This is a genomic window from Clostridium putrefaciens, assembly GCF_900461105.1.
GTDB lineage: Bacteria > Bacillota > Clostridia > Clostridiales > Clostridiaceae > Clostridium_L > Clostridium_L putrefaciens.
In genome coordinates, this window is sequence record NZ_UFWZ01000001.1 from 1,510,968 (window position 1) to 1,529,202 (window position 18,235).

Annotated in this window: 15 protein-coding genes; 4 read left to right on the forward strand and 11 right to left on the reverse strand. The window is 32.2% G+C overall.

Features of this window, described 5'->3' with window-relative positions; all coding sequences use genetic code 11:
* Positions 1-10: 10 nt before the first annotated feature.
* From mutS to DY168_RS06580, 5 genes are all read right to left on the reverse strand, one after another.
* Positions 11-2,755 (reverse strand): DNA mismatch repair protein MutS, encoded by a 2,745-nt coding sequence (mutS, locus tag DY168_RS06560; RefSeq protein WP_115641040.1) that lies wholly within the window; start codon positions 2,753-2,755, stop codon positions 11-13.
* Between the two features lie 57 nt (positions 2,756-2,812).
* Positions 2,813-4,162: a tRNA (N6-isopentenyl adenosine(37)-C2)-methylthiotransferase MiaB gene (miaB, locus tag DY168_RS06565; RefSeq protein ID WP_115641041.1), complete on the reverse strand. Its 1,350-nt coding sequence runs from the start codon at positions 4,160-4,162 to the stop codon at positions 2,813-2,815.
* Positions 4,163-4,355: 193 nt separating this feature from the next.
* Complete coding sequence (locus DY168_RS06570) at positions 4,356-4,871, reverse strand: hypothetical protein (protein WP_115641042.1); 516 nt, start codon at positions 4,869-4,871, stop codon at positions 4,356-4,358.
* A 111-nt stretch (positions 4,872-4,982) separates the two neighbouring features.
* Positions 4,983-5,978: a UPF0236 family transposase-like protein gene (locus DY168_RS06575; protein ID WP_115641043.1), complete on the reverse strand. Its 996-nt coding sequence runs from the start codon at positions 5,976-5,978 to the stop codon at positions 4,983-4,985.
* A gap of 565 nt (positions 5,979-6,543) precedes the next feature.
* Positions 6,544-7,944 carry an IS4 family transposase gene (locus tag DY168_RS06580; RefSeq protein ID WP_115641044.1) on the reverse strand — a complete coding sequence of 467 codons (1,401 nt, stop codon included), beginning with the start codon at positions 7,942-7,944 and terminating at the stop codon, positions 6,544-6,546.
* Positions 7,945-8,192: 248 nt separating this feature from the next.
* Here DY168_RS06580 and ltrA point away from each other — a divergent pair, with 248 nt between their 5' ends.
* The 3 genes from ltrA to DY168_RS06590 all read left to right on the forward strand — a co-directional run bounded on the left by ltrA (position 8,193) and on the right by DY168_RS06590 (position 10,257).
* Positions 8,193-9,314 carry a group II intron reverse transcriptase/maturase gene (gene ltrA, locus DY168_RS06585; RefSeq protein ID WP_341458782.1) on the forward strand — a complete coding sequence of 374 codons (1,122 nt, stop codon included), beginning with the start codon at positions 8,193-8,195 and terminating at the stop codon, positions 9,312-9,314.
* A gap of 29 nt (positions 9,315-9,343) precedes the next feature.
* On the forward strand, positions 9,344-9,601 hold the full coding sequence (locus DY168_RS15185; protein ID WP_341458806.1) for a group II intron maturase-specific domain-containing protein: 258 nt from the start codon (positions 9,344-9,346) through the stop codon (positions 9,599-9,601).
* A gap of 458 nt (positions 9,602-10,059) precedes the next feature.
* Positions 10,060-10,257, forward strand: coding sequence for a helix-turn-helix domain-containing protein (locus DY168_RS06590; RefSeq protein ID WP_115641045.1), 198 nt, complete (start codon positions 10,060-10,062; stop codon positions 10,255-10,257).
* A gap of 100 nt (positions 10,258-10,357) precedes the next feature.
* On the opposite strand, the gene DY168_RS06595 is transcribed toward DY168_RS06590, so the two are convergent.
* The 3 genes from DY168_RS06595 to DY168_RS15335 form a co-directional block, all read right to left on the reverse strand.
* Positions 10,358-11,116, reverse strand: a complete 759-nt coding sequence (locus DY168_RS06595) for an N-acetylmuramoyl-L-alanine amidase (protein WP_115641046.1) — start codon at positions 11,114-11,116, stop codon at positions 10,358-10,360.
* 712 nt (positions 11,117-11,828) lie between these two features.
* Complete coding sequence (locus DY168_RS15330; RefSeq protein ID WP_242984070.1) at positions 11,829-12,158, reverse strand: hypothetical protein; 330 nt, start codon at positions 12,156-12,158, stop codon at positions 11,829-11,831.
* 30 nt (positions 12,159-12,188) lie between these two features.
* Positions 12,189-12,935 (reverse strand): hypothetical protein, encoded by a 747-nt coding sequence (locus tag DY168_RS15335; RefSeq protein ID WP_242984071.1) that lies wholly within the window; start codon positions 12,933-12,935, stop codon positions 12,189-12,191.
* Between the two features lie 177 nt (positions 12,936-13,112).
* Between DY168_RS15335 and DY168_RS06605 the strand changes: the two genes are divergently transcribed.
* On the forward strand, positions 13,113-13,364 hold the full coding sequence (locus DY168_RS06605; RefSeq protein ID WP_115641047.1) for a hypothetical protein: 252 nt from the start codon (positions 13,113-13,115) through the stop codon (positions 13,362-13,364).
* Between the two features lie 18 nt (positions 13,365-13,382).
* Here DY168_RS06605 and DY168_RS06610 read toward each other — a convergent pair whose 3' ends face one another.
* The 3 genes from DY168_RS06610 to DY168_RS06620 form a co-directional block, all read right to left on the reverse strand.
* Positions 13,383-13,640 carry a phage holin family protein gene (locus DY168_RS06610; protein WP_115641048.1) on the reverse strand — a complete coding sequence of 86 codons (258 nt, stop codon included), beginning with the start codon at positions 13,638-13,640 and terminating at the stop codon, positions 13,383-13,385.
* A gap of 15 nt (positions 13,641-13,655) precedes the next feature.
* On the reverse strand, positions 13,656-13,883 hold the full coding sequence (locus DY168_RS06615) for a BhlA/UviB family holin-like peptide (RefSeq protein WP_115641049.1): 228 nt from the start codon (positions 13,881-13,883) through the stop codon (positions 13,656-13,658).
* Positions 13,884-13,952: 69 nt separating this feature from the next.
* Complete coding sequence (locus DY168_RS06620) at positions 13,953-18,221, reverse strand: phage tail protein (protein ID WP_115641050.1); 4,269 nt, start codon at positions 18,219-18,221, stop codon at positions 13,953-13,955.
* Positions 18,222-18,235 lie beyond the last annotated feature (14 nt).

Here is an 18,235-nt window from a genome sequence, read left to right on the forward strand (position 1 = left end):
TTTATTAAGTTTAATTTATATCTTTAGCCTTTTTAACCAGTTCATTAAGTTTAACCATACAATCTAAAGGGGTCATGTTTAGTATGTCAATTTCAGATATATCTACCATAAAGTTTTCTTTATTTAAGTCTTTAAATCCTATCTGATACATATCCTTTTTATCTATATCTTGAGGGCTATGTTCTTTAATTAAATCCTTGTTGCGTTTAAGTTTATCCTCGTTAGTAACATCTTTATTAATCTTAGGTTCACTAATTGAATTACTCTTTATTGAATTACCCTTTGAAATGTTTTCATCATCTAGAGTCTTTTCCTTATTTAAATGATTTTCCTTTGATATCCTTTTACTCTTAGAATCCGTCTCAAGACTTAAAAGGATATCTCTTGCCCTATTTATAACCTCTTTTGGAAGGCCTGCAAGTTTTGCTACATCTATACCATAAGACTCATCAGCACCTTTAGGTAATATCTTTCTTAAGAACACTATGCTATTATCTATTTCTTTTACAGATACTGAATAGTTTTTTACGCCCTTAAGACTTTCTTCAAGCACTGTTAGCTCGTGGTAATGAGTTGCAAATAAAGTTTTAGACCTTAGATTTTTATTTGTACAAATATATTCTATAACGGACCAGGCTATACTAAGCCCATCATAGGTACTAGTACCCCTACCTACTTCATCTAATAAAACCAAGCTTTTAGTAGTAGCATTTTTAAGTATATTAGACACTTCACACATTTCAACCATAAAGGTACTCTTACCACCAGCTAAATCATCTGATGCGCCAATCCTTGTAAATATCTTATCACATATACTTATATCTGCATAATCAGCAGGTACAAAGCTGCCTATTTGTGCCATTAATACTATAACAGCTATTTGACGCATATAAGTTGATTTACCCGCCATATTAGGCCCTGTAATAAGCAATAGTTGATCATCATTTGTATTCATGTAGGTATCGTTACTTACAAACCTACCCTTTTCTATTAACTTTTCAACAACAGCATGTCTTCCCTCTTTAATATTTATATAATTATCATCATTTATAATTGGACGTACATAATTATTATCTAGGGCTATATTAGTTAACGAATAAAGACAATCTATAGTGGAGATATATCTTGCTGTAGTTTTCATTCTTTCAACATGGTTTTCAATTTCATCTCTTATATCTACAAATAATTTGTATTCTAATTCTATAAGGTTCTCTTCCGCACCTAAGATTTGATCTTCAATTTCTTTTAATTCTTGTGTAATGAATCTTTCAGCATTAGATAAAGTTTGTTTTCTTATATATCTATCCTTTGGAATAGAGTCATAGTGAGTTTTAGTTATCTCTATATAGTAACCAAATACTTTATTGTATCCTATTTTTAAAGACTTAATACCAGTGAACTCTCTTTCTTTACTCTCCATAGAGGCTATCCACATCTTGCCCTTAGATTTAGCTTCTTTAAAGCCATCTATTTTTGAATCAAAGCCCTCTTTTATTAAGTTACCTTCCTTTAAAGATAATGATGGTGTCTCTATTATAGAATCATCTATAAGCTTATAGATATCATCTAATTCATCTATATTATTACTTATATCTTTTAATATATTGGATTTAGAATGTTTTAAGATCCCTTTTATATCTGGAAGCTTCTTTAATGAAGCTTTTAATGAAAGTAATTCCTTAGCATTTACATTCTTATTAGAAATTTTGCCTATAATTCTTTCTATATCATAGATATCTTTTAAGGAAAATTTGATATCATCTAAAAGTCTAAGGTTTTTGTAGAGCTCATCTACACCGTCTAATCTATAATTTATAAGCACCTTACTTATAAGGGGCTGTTCTATCCATCGTCTAAGCATCCGACTCCCCATAGCTGTATTAGTGTTATCTAATATACCAAGTAAAGATCCCTTTTTACTTTTATCCATTATGTTTTCTGTGAGTTCTAAATTACGTCTAGAATTTACATCTATAGACATAAATTCATAAACATCATAAACCTCTAGAGAAGTTATGTTAGATAATGATTGTTTTTGTGTATCCATAATGTAATTTAACAATCCACTAGCAGAGAAAACTATTTCCTCTTGTAAAGAAGTTTTATTATTTGGAAATTGAAGTTTTACATTTTCATGAGAATCATTAGTAAAATAACTTATAGGTTTTTTAGTTATAACTATACTATTAAAAATATTCGTTTTAACGTTAAGCCCTTCTTCAATACCTTCGCATATAATTATTTCTTTAGGTTGAAATTTGGAAAGTTCATCTATAACTAAATCATAATTCAAGCTAAATGCGGTACTAAAAAATTCCCCAGTTGAAATATCTGATATACTTAGTGATATATTTTTATGGTCTCCATAAATACTCATTATATAATTATTTTTATTCTCATCAATAAAACTACTGTCATTAAAGGTTCCAGGAGTAATAACCTTTACTACATCTCTTTTAACAATGCCTTTAGCAACGGCTGGATCTTCTGTTTGCTCACAAATAGCTACCTTATAGCCTTTAACTATTAACCTACCGATATAAGCCTTTGACGCATGATATGGTATGCCACACATAGGAGCCTTTTCCTCTAAACCACAGTCCCTTCCAGTTAGAACAAGTTCTAATTCTCTTGAAGCTAACTTTGCATCCTCAAAAAACATTTCATAAAAATCACCTAATCTAAAAAATAATATACAATCTTTATGACGTTCTTTTATCTCAAAATATTGTTGCATCATAGGCGTTAGTGCCATATCATTTCCTCCTTAGTGTTGAATTTAAAAAGTCCTATCCTGCGTATTTAGGACTTTTTAAATCTTCTCTCCATTAAGAGAAAAAGATAAAGCATTGGTTATCTTAACATTAACCAATTCACCTATATCCTTTGTATCCCCTACAAAGTTAACTATTTTACCTGTACGAGTTCTTCCACAAAGCTTAGTGTCATCATTCTTACTAGGTCCATCTACAAGAACTTCTAAAAGTGACCCTTCATAGCTCTTGTTTTTATTTATAGCAACCTTATTAACAATCTTCATTAGATTATTAAATCTTGCGTGCTTTTCTTCATTAGTTATTTGCTCTTCCATCATATCTGCTGGTGTATACTTTCGTCTTGAATAAATGAAGGTATAAGCAGAATCAAATCCCACCTCTTCTATAAGACTTAAAGTATCTTCAAAGTCCTTTTCTGTTTCTCCAGGGAAGCCTACAATTATATCTGTGCTTATAGCTATACCTGGAATTTCTTTTTTTACCTTCTTTATTATATTTAAATAATCTTCTCTATCATAATGTCTATTCATCTTCTTTAAGATGTCACTAGATCCACTTTGAACAGGAAGATGTATTTGTTCGCATATCTTATCACAGTCTCTAATCGCATAGATTACCTCATCTGATAGATCTTTTGGGTGAGATGTCATAAATCTTATTCTTTTAATTCCATCTATTTCATTAATACGTCTTAAAAGATCAGCAAATGTAATCTCTTCATCTAAGCCCTTTCCATAGGAATTAACATTTTGACCTAAAAGGGTAATCTCTTTATAACCCTTTGAAATTAGATCCTTTATTTCATTTTCTATATCTAAAGGCTTTCTGCTTCTTTCTCTTCCCCTAACATAAGGCACTACACAGTAAGTACAAAAGTTATTGCAGCCATACATTATAGTTACAAAAGCTTTTGTGTCACTATCTCTATCTATAGGTACACCCTCTATAATTTTAGTTTCTTTATCCATTATCTCTTTTATTTGTACCTTATCTTGGATAACCCTATTTAAGTACTCTGGGAACTTATAAGCATTATGTGTTCCAAAGATTATATCAACAAAGGGATGCTTTTTAAGAATCATATCTGCCATACCCTTTTGTTGCATCATACAACCACAAACAGCTATAATTAAATCCGGGTTTTCTTTCTTTATATTTTTTAATGCACCTATATTACCATAAACCTTAAGTTCTGCATTTTCTCTTACACAACAAGTATTAAATATAATAATGGATGCCTCTAATTTGTTTTGAGTTTTTTCATAGCCCATATTTTTTAGCATCCCAGAAAGTTTTTCTGAATCTTCCTCATTCATTTGACAACCATATGTATAAATAAAGAAGAGTTCTTTGTTAGATTTATTTTTAACTATATTTTTATTCATAGTCTATTTTCCCCCTATCAATTCGCGATATCTTTTATTAAATTCACATTGTATTATAGCACATTAATCAGTTAGAAATAAACAGGCTCATTTTAATCGTTTGAGTCAAGTAAAAGTGGGCAACTATTTTATTTAATTTATTATCCATTATTTTACATGAGGTATTTATAATTTACCCTACCCATTTTTATTCTTAATTGTAACTAAAACTTCCAAATCCTTTTAATCCACAAAGTCTTTGTATTACTTTTCTTCCCAAGGTAACCGCAGCTCCACTACACAGAATAGGCGCGGTATGTATCTTATATTCTTTAGATTTCGTACCCTTTTTATTAACCGCGGAACCGGATAAAGGTATTTCACGAATTACAGTATCTATAACGCCCTTCGGGATAATGTTTTTATAGATTTTATCCAAGGTACTAAATAATCTATTGCTGAACTTTTCTGCTAAAATTTTAGATAAGTTATCGGCTCCATTAATAGACCAGCTCATTTTTCTACCTTTCATTCTATGTGCTAACACATCGCAAATGTTATGTTCCATAGTTCCTAATTGCCTATATTCTACCCCTTCGGGTGCCGTGGGCATAGTTATATTGTCTCTTAATTTATATGGAACTAGGCCCTCTTTATTATGCACAAAATAGTCATATAGCTCTGTAAGCTTTTTAAAAACAACTTCATCTTTATTACTTTCTATCATCATGTTAACAATTACTTCTAATCCTTCATCAACTTTCCCTTGCCTAAATAACTTAAGTAAGACTTTCTGTTCTTTTTTATCCGATGGCTACCATCCGTAACTCCCCTATCTTCTTCAAGATGGGGATGACGGCTGCTGAGCCCCTGGATAAGTTCTTCTAAGACTTTGATGGAGATATGTATTCCTTATAAGCAAACTCCACCTAAGTCTAAGAATCACTTGATCACTTACTTTTCTAATAATTGCTTGGCTTATATGAAATGGATCGAGCTTAAAGTGTATGTCTTGATCTTCACAGGTTGCTTTTATCCACTTTGCACCATCTCCATTTAATATCCTAGTTTCTATTTCATCAACATTATACTTTTCAGCAATGGTTGCTTCCGCAACTTTTTTAAAGTGGCTAGAACTATTAAAACTTGCACAAACAGTTTTATCAATAACAACATATTCTTTTTTACTGCCTGGACGCAACTTCCAACCTGTATAAGATACTGCTAATTTAAGTTCTTTTTTTCTATTCTTACCCTTTGGTCTATCCTTTCCCTGAATGGATAACCACACCCCGTCTTGCTCTTGAAATAGCACTGGTACTTCCTTTTCGCCTTTCAACGCACCTTTTTCATTTAGTTCAATCTTACGCTTTTCTAGTTCATTTATTTTTTCTCCAACCGTTTGAACTATGTTCCAAACTCCTTGAGCACTAATTTCCTGATTACACATTGTTTTTATATTTTCGGCTGTTTTTCTAAAAGATACTTCTGACACGTTTGCTAAAATAGTTTCTACAAGATTTATGGATACATTCCCTATAGTGTCCATGCTTAGATACTCATCTAAAAGGAACTTAGTAGCTGTTTTACCATCTTCAAGTTCAAACTGATAGATACGTCTTGAATATTCAACATCTCCAATAATCGTTCTTAAACAAGTCTTTTTAAGTCCCTTATTTCTATATACTTTAATATCTCTTTCTTTAAGTATCTTTTCATCTAAAGCTTCCAACACATTTTTTAAAACATTGCAGGCTTCATAACAAACCATCTTATAAATCTTTTTCTCTATCTCCTTGAAAGTTAAGCCGTTTTCATTTAAACTAACATTATACATAAATTCAACTCCATTCAGTTTTGTCTAGATAATAAAATTATAATGGATAATTTATGTACTTAGGAGATGTTTTTGCATCTCCTTTTATTGTGCGCCCGGCATGGGCGCAATCTAATGGGTGAAAGTCCCTAGCACGGGTTAATAGTACCAAGTGCATAGCTTAAGACAAGGGTGTCCTCCGAGAGGAGGAATCTGAAGGAAGTCGGCGGCAAAACTCTGGTCTGACGAACAGAAACTACATATAAGGCATATGTCTGTGGGTAAGTTTGCAATACAAAACGAAGCCCAAAACTATTCGAAACAGGCGATGTAAATGTAGCAGATAGATGGAGTTAAAGATTGCGTTCTTACCCCATAGCCATCAAGCTAATTCAGCCAATAAGTTACAATTAATTTGATGGCTATATTTAATACTAGTTGGAAATTAGTCCGAATACAAATTAATACATAAATTCATATAGTAGTAATTCGCCCGATTAATTGGGTAACTTTAATAAAGGTGACAAATTCACGCACCAATAAAAGGTTAGTAATGGATATTATCCCTTGATTATATTGCCACTTCTTACAAATCATCAACTGATATCTTTAGATAATCTAATATATCAGTGACTATTTTCCGACCTTTTTTTCTTGATTTTTTTCCTAACTTCCGAATTGTATTAATTATTGTTTTTATCAACTTTAAAATAGCTAGTTCACCTTTAAAAATTTCAATTTTTAAAGTGCTAAAAAACTCTGTAACTACACAAAAAGATTTTAACTCACTTATTTCATTATTATCTTCTTCATAAATAATATTTCTAGCTGAAAAAACTATTGTAGATGAGAGTATTAATGCAATTAGCCTTCCATATAAAAAACACTTGAATCTTTCTATCTTTACTGGTTTTACGTTATTAATTTTAAATATTGATTTCCATATTTTAAACATTATCTCTACTTGCCATCTTAAAGAATAAACATCATGTATTTCTTCTGTAGCTAGTATATTTTCAGGTACATTAGTTATATATACATTTACTCCATTCCAAGCTAAACTTCTATCATTTATGTTGCCACAATCTCTTTTTACTGCTTTTATAAGTTTATTTTTTCTTTTTTTCCTGTTTTCTTCAGATAATTTAGTTATAATTAATCTGCTTTTTAGTTCCTTTTTGGAACCAATGTAGATATCTTTAAGCTCTATTGTTTGACCATCGGCTAATGGTTTTATGAGCTCAAAGATATCTATTTTTATGTATTCAGTTGATTTTAATATTTCTCCCTTTGAGTTTCTTTGGGGATTGGGATTTTTCTTATATATGACTGTAGTACTTTTTAACTTAGAAATAAAGAATGCACCTTTAGCATCTATTTGCTTTAGATAATCGAGTTTATAATAGCCTAAATCCGTCAACCGAAGGTCTCCAGCTTCAGTATACTTATCCATAACTTCAACATATTTACCGTCGCTTGCTGTTCCATTATAAGTATCACAACATAAAAAGCTTCCAGATAATAAATCATATTGTAGCTGTATTTTTATTGCAGCTTTTGAGCTTGAGCCTCCAGAGCCTTTAAATTCATTGTAGAACTTACTAGGTAAGCCATAGCTAGTAGAGTCATTTACAAGGATTCTACTAAAATTTAATTTTCTATGAGGATGACTTAGTATCTTATTTTGACTTAGCATCATATTATTAAAAACTTCTCGCATAAATTGTACTGAATACTCATTAAATCTTTCATTAAGTGCTTGTGGAGAAATTTCTAAATTATATTGAGCAGCAAGCCTTACACTTAATGTACTTAAAGATTTACTGCATATATCCTCGCTTAAAAAAGTGTTAAAAGCTAAAAATGTTTCAGCGGTGATTTTGCTTCTTCTTCTAACAAATTTTGTCTTTTTACTAAGCTTATCTAAGAGTTTAAGTGAAAAAACTTCTTTTATATTATTTATAAGTATCTTTAATCTTTTGTGCATATTTTATGGTATCCTTTCTGGCCTAATAATTCCCTAAAAATTATACCATAAAACAGATAATGGGTTTCTTAGCTTGATGGCTATGGTTCTTACCCGGGGAGATCTGATAGATAAGTTGTAGATATGAATTTAGAGACAACAATCCATACAGTGATGTAAGGTTGAACTATCAGAAGTCAGCAGAAGTCATAGTACCATGCGAAACGCGTTAGCGTGGGAAGGACTGAACAATAGGAGGTTTTGAAATTTTGAAAGATACGAAGAAATATGATGAAAGCAGACAACTTCATAAAGAAGACTCTCTACGAGAGAATAAAGTGGAACTTAAAGGTAACGTAGAAGTGCATAGTATTTCTCATATGTCAGAAGAAGGAAGAAACGATGTGAATAGATACGGTAATGATTTACTCGAGCAAGTATTGTCCAGAGATAATATGAATAAAGCATATAAAAGAGTAAAAGCAAATAAAAGAAGTCATGGTATTGATGGGTTGACGGTAGATGAACTTCTACAACACCTAAAAGAGCATGGACAAGAACTAAGGCAATCATTATTGGAAAACAGATATAGACCTCAAGCAGTAAGAAGGGTAGAAATACCCAAACCGGAGGGGGGAATAAGACTACTTGGAATTCCTACTGTAGTAGATAGAGTTGCTCAACAAGCAATTTCACAAGTTCTAATACCAATATATGAAAAGAAATTTTCAGATAATAGTTATGGGTTTAGACCTCTAAGAAGTGCGAAACAAGCTGTTGAAAAGTGCATGAGATATATTAATGCTGGAGATACATGGACAGTAAATATAGATCTTTCTAAATACTTTGATACGATAAATCATGATAAATTAATAAAGATACTATCGGAAGATATTAAAGATAGTAGGGTAATTTCGCTGATACGAAAGTATCTGCAAAGTGGAGTGATGATAAATGGGGTACTAATGAATACTGAAGAAGGAGCACCTCAAGGTGGACCTTTATCCCCATTATTAAGTAACGTAATGTTACATGAACTTGATGTAGAACTAACAACACGAGGACTAAACTTTTGTAGATATGCTGATGATGCCAATATATATGTTAAAAGTGAGAAATTAGCAAATAGAGTAATGAAGAGTATTACAAGATTTATTGAGGAAAAATTAAAGCTTAAAGTGAATAAAGAAAAGAGTACAGTAGATAGACCTTGGAAACTTAAATTTTTAGGATTTTCATTTTACCAAGCAAAAGGTGAATATAGAATAAGAGTTCCTCAAAAGCCTATGAATAAATTCAAAGCAAAGCTAAAGGAATTAACTTCAAGAAGTAATGCGATGAGCATGGAATATAGGTTTATGAAACTTAAGCAGGTAATAGTAGATGGGTAAACTATTTTGCTATTGCAGACATTAAAAGTATTCTTAAAACACTTGATGAATGGTTAAGACGAAGGATTAGAATGTGTTTTTGGAAACAATGGAAAAAGATTAAAACAAAGCACGAAAACCTTGTTAAGTTAGGGCTGCCAAACAATAAAGCTTGGCAATATGCAAACACAAGGAAGAGCTACTGGAGAACATCCAATAGCCCAATATTATCCAAGACACTAACTAATAAATACCTTAAAAAGATAGGTTTAGTTTCTATATCTGAAACATATTTATTAAAACATTAATTCTTATTGAACCGCCGTGTATCGAACGGTATGCACGGTGGTGTGAGAGGTCGCTAAATAAATTAATTATTTAGCTCCTACTCGATTATATAGTCTTTTATACTAGTTCTGCCTACTAAAATTATACTCTAACTTTTAATCATTAGTATTTTTATTTACCTTTTTCAATATATCCTGTTCGTTTTTAGTAGCTTTTTCTTTTTTTAGTTTTGATAATAATTTATAAAACATGATTTCATTCTCTGTCATCCTAAATACCTCCTGAATTATTTATCATTTGTATTGCAAACTTAATCTTATATGTAATCTTTTCCACAACATTATTGTACACCCAAATGATATCGAGTGCCCCGATACTTTCGACAAAATAAGACATAATAAAACAAAACACCCTACTTTTAAGTAGAGTGCTTCTTTACGTGTTTCCAGTAGTTTATACTTATTTCGGTGAATAAAATATGTATAAACTAAAGATAAAAGAGTATAGAGTAAAGAGTGGATTAACCCAAAAAGAGTTAGCTATTAAAATTGGAATAAGTCAAAATTATCTTTCCCAGCTAGAAAACAATAGATATGATATTAAATTATCTATGCTATTTAAAATTGCAAAAGAATTAAATATTTCTCCAGAACAGTTATTTGAGCATAAAAAATAATTATCAATACTATTCATAATACTCCAAACATTAAGGAAACCGTTATAAAAATGGTTTGTGCAAAAAAATAAAGCCTAGAGAAAAATCTCTAGGCTCTTGATTAATCTAATTTTACATAATCCTTATGAACAAACCCTCCACTATTTCCATAATAAATATTATAGAAAATATCTGTACTATATCTTTCATCTATTTTAACTTTTTGCCCATTAGCTAGTTGTCCTATTATAGATGAATTTGTTGAAGCTCCATCTCTTACATTTAATACAGAATTTACTTTTATAGTTCCATATTGAATAGGATTTTCTTCTATTATATGCTCTTCTACTTGTGGTTCATCTCCTAATATAGCCCTTACAACTGACTTGGCATAAGCATAAGCACCAACCCTATTGTAAAAATCTACATTAGATTGGGTATCTAGGAAAAAGTACTCTATTAATATTGCTGGTGTATTAGTACCTCTAAGCACCGCTAAATTACCGACCTTAACACCTCTTGAATTACTACCTAATTTAGTTAATGCTCTATCTACCTTTTTTGCATACGCTTCTGCTTCTCCACCAAGTCCAATTACCCATATTTCATGGCCGTTTCCCTGTGCCATATTGGCGTGATGTGAAATGAATAGATCTACATTATTAGCATTCGCCTTGGAAATCCTTTGATTCAAAGAATCATTAACACTACTTACGCTAGTCGGTCTAGTCCATACAACTTCTACACCTCTATCATGAAGTTGAACATCCACATGACTTGCTATATTATTTATTACTGATTCCTCTGTTATTATCCCTACTGCTCCTATATCTGGATTAACTCCATGTCCATAGTCTTGTGCTACTTTATTTATACTCATAAAAATTCCTCCTTTAAATTTAAAAAAGAGAGTAATTAAACTCTCTACTTATTTTCTTCTTAAATCTGACATTGTAAATATTTTTGTTCTCGCATCTGACTCAGTAAAATTTTAACATAATGGTATATTTTAAGTTGTTAAAATAGTATAATTACTCTATTAAGTCATTTTAGATTTGATAGTGTTAACTAATCTATGAAAAAACAGATTAAAAATTTTAAGATTTAAATTACACTTTGAAAAGTGAAAATGTGCTCTAAAATAATGAAGTGTTAGTTTTTCTTTAACTAGAACCTTTAAATTTACTCTCGAAAATTAAAAAAGAGCAACAAGAATACACCTTTTCAGACTGTTTGTTTTTAACAAAACGCTGATAGGTGAAAATAATTTGATTATATCTATACAACTTGATTTTTTAGTATAAGTTGTTGTGAAAGTTCAATTAACTTTTGCCATTTTCCTGGCATGGTAGAAATTCTTTCAAGCTCAGGGATAGGGTTTAATGGTTCAAAGTAAGCGTAAGACTGCGGTCGAAGAAAGTTGTAATATGCTACAAATAAGGCCAAGTGCGTGTTGGAACCTTCCTCACTACCAAAGCCGTTTGTAACTCTATAAGAGAATTTAAATGTTCTGTTAAGGCGTTCAATTATTTGTTTAACCCAGCGATATTCAGTTGAAATAGAATCATTATTAGTGAGTCCAATTACTTGAGTTACATCGAACTCAAAGCCATTAAGATTGAACTGTTGCTGCGCAAGCTTGTATGCCGTATAACCATCAGCAATATACCAGCAAATTCTTTAAACTTATCAAAAGCCATACGCATAGTTAAAATGCAAGGTACAGTATCGCGGGTAAATGAGGCTTGGTATCCTAAAATTGATTTTTTAATGGCATCCATAACCAGCCAGATATATTGAGTCTTTCCTTTGACTTTAGTATAAGTTTCATCAGCAGCAAGATAATTAGTAGGTTTATAGTCATAATTATCGACATAGGATTTAACTAAAGCGGCAGCTGTTATGGCATATCTACTAACCATGATATGAGATATTTTAACTCCATGGATTTCCTAAAGAGCACGTGCAGTATGGCGTGTAGATAGTCCTAAATTAACGTTATATATTAGGCAAAGTCCCATTACATGAGAAGAAAGATTTCTGAATTTGAGGTTAGTGGCACCTTTAGGCATAGAGGATAAATCCACGTCAAAATAATTAGTAGTAAATTCGCGGTAAATATAATGGAGTTTGAATTTGTGTTTATCTTTCTTGTATTCTTCTAGATCTTCTGATGAAAGTTTTGCAAGAGAATTTAGATAGAAGTCACATTTTTTATTAACACATTTATGAACATAAAAGTTCTTGCGATCTTTCTTTTTGCTCAGAGTATGTCCAAAAGAAGGGCAAATGAAGAGCGCGGTCTTGAAGTCAACTTTGTTTTTACTAAAATGCAAATCACAAACCTTGCAGCAAAGTTGCCCACGGCCACCTGCATTATCGTAGATATAGTTGTGCGGAGCACCACAGCGAGGGCAGACAGTATCAGGTCCTACTAGATTCTTTCCGCGAGGATTTACTGGCTTTTTATCCTTACCATTAGCAATTTTGTATTCATTTAAAAGTCGCTTGTAATCAAGATGTTCGAAGGTCTTAATAATGGGTAATTTATCTACAGTAAGTTTTTTGTATTTAGGGCTTGTCATATCATATTTTGGAGCCTTTAAAGGTATGTTTTTCGCAATGAAAATAAGTAATTGATTTATTTGTGAAAGTAATAGTTGATTATATGTAACTAATATTGATATAATTGTACTCACAATGACACCTTCCTTTTTGGAGATTTTTGTTGGGTTAGATACAACAATTATATCAGAAAAGAGGGAGTCATTGCTTTTTTACGTTTAAAATAGCACAAACCCTTGCAATAGCAAGGATTGAAATAAATAAAACAAAGGTAGTGTTAACACTATCTTAGATTTAAGAGGGGTGAATAAATGAATAAGAATCCAAAATTAAAATTCATAGCAATATTAATTTACATCATACCTATTTTAGTAATTACCATCTTAAGTAAAAGTTCAAAGCTTTTTTTATTATCTGTGGGTTTTATGACTACATCGCTAGGCTTAAGTATGCGTTTTATTCCTAATTATATTGGTTATTGCAAAGAAACAGATAAATATAGTAATTCTATACTTTTTATAATAAGTGGGATTATTTTTATAATAATTTCAATATCCTATTAACTAGTCAAAATAATCTTTTTATTGTTCTTTGTTTGATGTTTGCTTTATTAATTGGTTAGTTAAAACTGCTGTACCTGTGCATACTATTCCTTGGAATACTGCTAATGCTGTAATACCTTGTTGTAATGTTATAGATCCTCCAATGCCTACAACAAGCAAAATCCATGGAATTGACCAATCTAATACTTTAGGACTGTTCTTAAGAAATATTCCTATTACATATAACCCCGCTAACAATATAAGTAGTTGCTCTGGAACAAACTTTATTAAATCCATTTTATCTACCACCTTTTATTTTTTTAATATATAGTCTTTAACTTCTTTTACATCACATTTAATATCTTCTATTGAGGATAAACTAGATGTTAATTCTTGCACTATACCCTGATAGTTCCCTTCTCTTTTTTCGCTCCTATTATCTCTCTGCTCTTGTTTCTTTAGGGTATAAAAAAAGAGCCATACAAATAATGAATACCCCAGACCTTGGCTTACCGCCATTTTTAAAACCTCTCCATCCATGCTGCACTTCCCTTCATGTTTTTAAAATAAGGCAAAATAAAAGGACTCCTGAAAGTCCTTATTTTGCATTTATATTTGCACTTGTTCTAGTCTATTATTTTCATATCCTCGCTGGATTGATTTTAGCTCCCACGAAAACTTAATATTGGAGCCCTTAACTATAAAATAAGTAGGATACATTTCTGCTGTCCATATATCACCTTCTCCATACTTACTAAGGAATACTTGGTATTCTCCTGTACTTGTTATTGTCTCTTTAAAAATTGGATCTATAGGCACTATACATTGTCCATCTATTATCTCATAGGCTTGTCTACTTATATCTCCAAAGTAAGGGGTAGCCGTTTCATAGGCACATAAAGCTCTAGTACCGAAGCTCTCCGTTTCTACGGCTCTATTCTTTTGACCATGGCTATAAAAGCTACCACAATGTAATTCTCCATAACTACCTGCTTGCATACCATCTCCTATGAGGGTTTGTGCTATATGCCCAGGTCTTCCACCCCCCCAGTTAATCCAGAGTCTACCAGTACCACTATCAACTGTGTTTTCTCTTATGATTACACCTGCGTCATTGTTGTATGTGGTACGGAACTGATTAGACATCATCCATCTGGCCCTTATGTCTTGGAACTCATCCGCTAGGTTCTTAAACCATATTTCAGACTTGCTACCTATACGCATATTATACTTATCATCAATGCTCTCGTGCCATATCCCAAAGGCTCTTAGTAGTGTGCTACATTTATCGTCTGCCATCATCTTGCCTTGTACAGATATGGTGCCACCTGGCTTAACCCTACTGCTTACTCCCCACTCATTATAAATGTATCCTTCGTCATCAACTTTAAACGCTGTTCTACCACTTTTAGATACAACAGATAGAGCATTGTTTCTAACTACTAATCCATCTCTATCCGTTATGGATACAGATGTATTGTTAAAGTTTGTTGGTGCTGACCAGACGGCAGGCACATTACCTTCCACTAGAGTAACCCAGTTGATATAACTAATACTTGTGGCCTCTTGTGGCATATGATATAAGTTTACATTATTTTGATTTGCCGCCTCGGGCCATTTAAAAGTAGCCGTATATATACCATCTTTATTTTTATTAGCAGGCATTAAATCTACAAGCTTAACCATACCACCAGAGTTATATATCCCAAAGCACGTTCTGGTAGTGCCTAGCGTACCCTTTAATGCTACGGTTACTGTTGTGCCTGGGACTATCTTCTTAGATATATCCCAGTTCCACATATTATAGCTGGCCATTGACATATTTCCACCACTATCATAAAGCAGATTTTGACCAGTACTGAATCCAAAGTTAAACCCATCTGCATTCTGCTTAAACAAACTACCAAAATCACCTTTGGATACTCTTTGCGACATTTCGTTAGCGGTCTGCGTTTTATAAGTATTAAATATACCGTTACTAACTTTATCTGTTATCGCTTTGTCTGTTTGAGTCTTGTATGTTACAAAGTCTTTACTCTCTACCTTCTGTGCTATTAAGCCAGCTAGTTGGGTAACTTTACTCTCAGTCGTATTTAAAGCCGTTTGGCTAGCCTTGCCGTTTAAATCGCCCTTGTATGCTGTAGAATTTCTAACAGTTGCGACTATACCATCTGGTGTTATTTTTTGCTCTGCTGTAGCTACTCTAGTAGATAATGCGGTTACTTTACCATCTAAGGCTATCGATGCGGCCTCAGTCTTACCAGCTCTGGTAGTTACTGAGTCTAGAGTTATTTTTATTTCACCTATTTTGGTAGTGGCATTCGTCGATACGGCGTTTATAGCATCATCAACATCTTCTGGGGCTGGCGACCAATCAGTTGCTTTGTTCCCTTTTTCCAATTTGAAGTTTGCCATGTATGTCTCTTCGTCCGTAGACTTTCCTGGTGACAGTCCTGATATGTGTAATATCTCTATCTTATCGTTAGGGCCAGTTGTGAACGTATGGGTTATTCTACGAGCAGTCTTGTTTATTTCATACCTAGCATGTCCATATGATCTATCACTCCATTGATTACATGTTATAGTCCTAGTAGCGCCTTCAGTACGTATATCAAAACCCCATGTGTAATTGGTATTCGGTGCAACAGGTATTGAATTGATACGCATGGTGGTGGCTTTAGAATATACTATCCACGGAGGATCATTATTTTGATTAAATGTGTGCATTACCCTGCTACGATCCGCAGGATATATACTATTATCGTTGTAATTATATCCACCGAGTTGTCTAACAAGGTTTCTTCCACCAACCTTTATGCTTTTGATTTTCTCTTCTACTTCGTCCTGACTTACTTTTAGTGATATAGACTTTTGCAATACATCTATACTAGCTGTATTTTTATTTAAGCTAGTATTTATGGTGCTTATATTGCCATCTGTGGTTTTTTTATATTGTGTAAATGTTTGATTATCCACCTTAAGCTTAATGGCATTATCCATGGCATTTATAGTAGTCTTTTGAGTACTCAATTCTTTATTGGCACCATCTATTAAATTCTTTTGGGTGGATAATTCTACATCTAAGGTTCTATCTCCCACAGTTACTTTAGTACCTTTTATTGTTTCTGTACCCTTCTCATTCATGCTCCTCATTACACTATTAATATCTAGTTTAATACCAGGTAAACTATTATCTTCTAGTTTATTATAACCATCTGTAAAGCCTGGTTTAGTGAGTCCATCTTGATTTAATAATATTGTCTTTCCATCTGCTCCTCTTAAAACTATAGTGGAGTTATTACTATCATCTACACCTAGCATTACCCTTTCAAACTGTTGTCCGTTAACTGTATCAAATATTTGTAGCTTATTACCTACCAGTTTTAGCCTACCGTTAGGTCCAATTAATTGTATTTTAGATGTATCTATAGATCCTGCGTTAAGCTTGTTTAAATCCAAAGAATTTATTTGAGCAGATCCTATCGCACTTTCTGCAATAATACTACTTCCAGCAACTATCTTACCTGCACTTATAAGCTCTGCAAATATTTCTTTAGATAAAACAGTGTCTATAGATCCTACTTTAGTTTCTAAAAGAGTTATTTTACCATTGGTAGCATTAAGATTTTCTATTGTTGCTGTTTTTATAAAGGCTTGGTTTATACTTGCCACTTCTGCTTCAAGTTGGGTTATATTTGCTTTAGTACCTATTAAGGTACCTACTCTAACTTCTACTGCATTAAGAGAGTCTATATCAGCTTTTTTTGCATGTAAATTATCTACTCTTATATTTATAGCTGTAAGATTAGTTATTTTACCTACACTTACTTCAAAGTCGCTTATCTGTTCTGTTTTAATGCTATTTATACTACTGCCATCTACTGTACCATTATCAATTGTAATGTTATTTACTGTATCTGTAGTATCTTGTTGCTCTTTTTGGGTATCCTCAAATCTCAACAAAGTATTGGCTATCTCACAAGTATTTTTGCTTGGATCATCAGGGTATTCTACAATTTTAACTATCCTTTGCTTCTCTCTTATACCTTTTTCTTTAGATATAAGAGTAATTATATCCCCTAATCCATAAGCTAAGATACTGTATTTATTCGAGATATTAGCAATGTCTATAATATCAGCATTGTAGGCTTTATATGGCTTGGATAACTCTTCTAGCTTAGCAGTAGCATCTTCTTTAAGACTTTCTAGCACTGTATATCTTTCATCTTTCCATATAAGAGTTTTCTTTTTATTAGAGTACTGATAATTTTCTACAGTGGCTTTTAAATCATCTTTACCTATGGCTATAATTCTTGTATAAAAATCATAGCTATTAGATTGTATATCAAGGTTCTTAAGATTTAAGGAGTCCATAAAATAAACTCCCTTATCACTTCCTAGCTTTTCAGCTATATTTATCTTTTTATTTATAGTGTCAAATTCTATTTCTGCTAGGTATGTTTTTTTAGCCTGTTGAATTATATCCCAAGTGCTACAGTTTGTTTTTCTTACTGTCCTTCTTTTAGCAATATTACAAGTGCCAATGGTCCACCCTGTGCCTGCAAGTGCTAGAGTTAAACATTCAGTTATAGTCTTTTCTGTCGTGTCAAAATGCTCCCATGGCTGGCCTTCTAAGGCTTCTATATTAAGAGTAGCTTTAATTGACGTCCATTCCTTGCTATCTGTAATTTCTTTTACTACAAATTCATCCCACTTAGTACGAATATATCCTTCTTCTTTAATATTTTTACTTAATTTTCTTGGAAATAAAAAAGAAAGTGTCTTATCTCCTGTAGATAAGATACTTTCTATATTTAAATCTTTATATGCTTTTAATCCTTGTATTTTAGTCTTATTTAGATCATATAAGTGGATCATATGTCTAGAACCTC

Bases quoted from the DNA above. Each gene is read 5' to 3' on its own strand.
- mutS (WP_115641040.1), bottom strand. From the start codon at position 2,755: ATGGCACTAACGCCTATGATGCAACAATATTTTGAGATAAAAGAACGT.
- miaB (WP_115641041.1), bottom strand. From the start codon at position 4,162: ATGAATAAAAATATAGTTAAAAATAAATCTAACAAAGAACTCTTCTTT.
- DY168_RS06570 (WP_115641042.1), bottom strand. From the start codon at position 4,871: ATGATGATAGAAAGTAATAAAGATGAAGTTGTTTTTAAAAAGCTTACA.
- DY168_RS06575 (WP_115641043.1), bottom strand. From the start codon at position 5,978: ATGTATAATGTTAGTTTAAATGAAAACGGCTTAACTTTCAAGGAGATA.
- DY168_RS06580 (WP_115641044.1), bottom strand. From the start codon at position 7,944: ATGCACAAAAGATTAAAGATACTTATAAATAATATAAAAGAAGTTTTT.
- DY168_RS06590 (WP_115641045.1), top strand. From the start codon at position 10,060: ATGTATAAACTAAAGATAAAAGAGTATAGAGTAAAGAGTGGATTAACC.
- DY168_RS06595 (WP_115641046.1), bottom strand. From the start codon at position 11,116: ATGAGTATAAATAAAGTAGCACAAGACTATGGACATGGAGTTAATCCA.
- DY168_RS15330 (WP_242984070.1), bottom strand. From the start codon at position 12,158: ATGGTTAGTAGATATGCCATAACAGCTGCCGCTTTAGTTAAATCCTAT.
- DY168_RS06605 (WP_115641047.1), top strand. From the start codon at position 13,113: ATGAATAAGAATCCAAAATTAAAATTCATAGCAATATTAATTTACATC.
- DY168_RS06610 (WP_115641048.1), bottom strand. From the start codon at position 13,640: ATGGATTTAATAAAGTTTGTTCCAGAGCAACTACTTATATTGTTAGCG.
- DY168_RS06615 (WP_115641049.1), bottom strand. From the start codon at position 13,883: ATGGATGGAGAGGTTTTAAAAATGGCGGTAAGCCAAGGTCTGGGGTAT.
- DY168_RS06620 (WP_115641050.1), bottom strand. From the start codon at position 18,221: ATGATCCACTTATATGATCTAAATAAGACTAAAATACAAGGATTAAAA.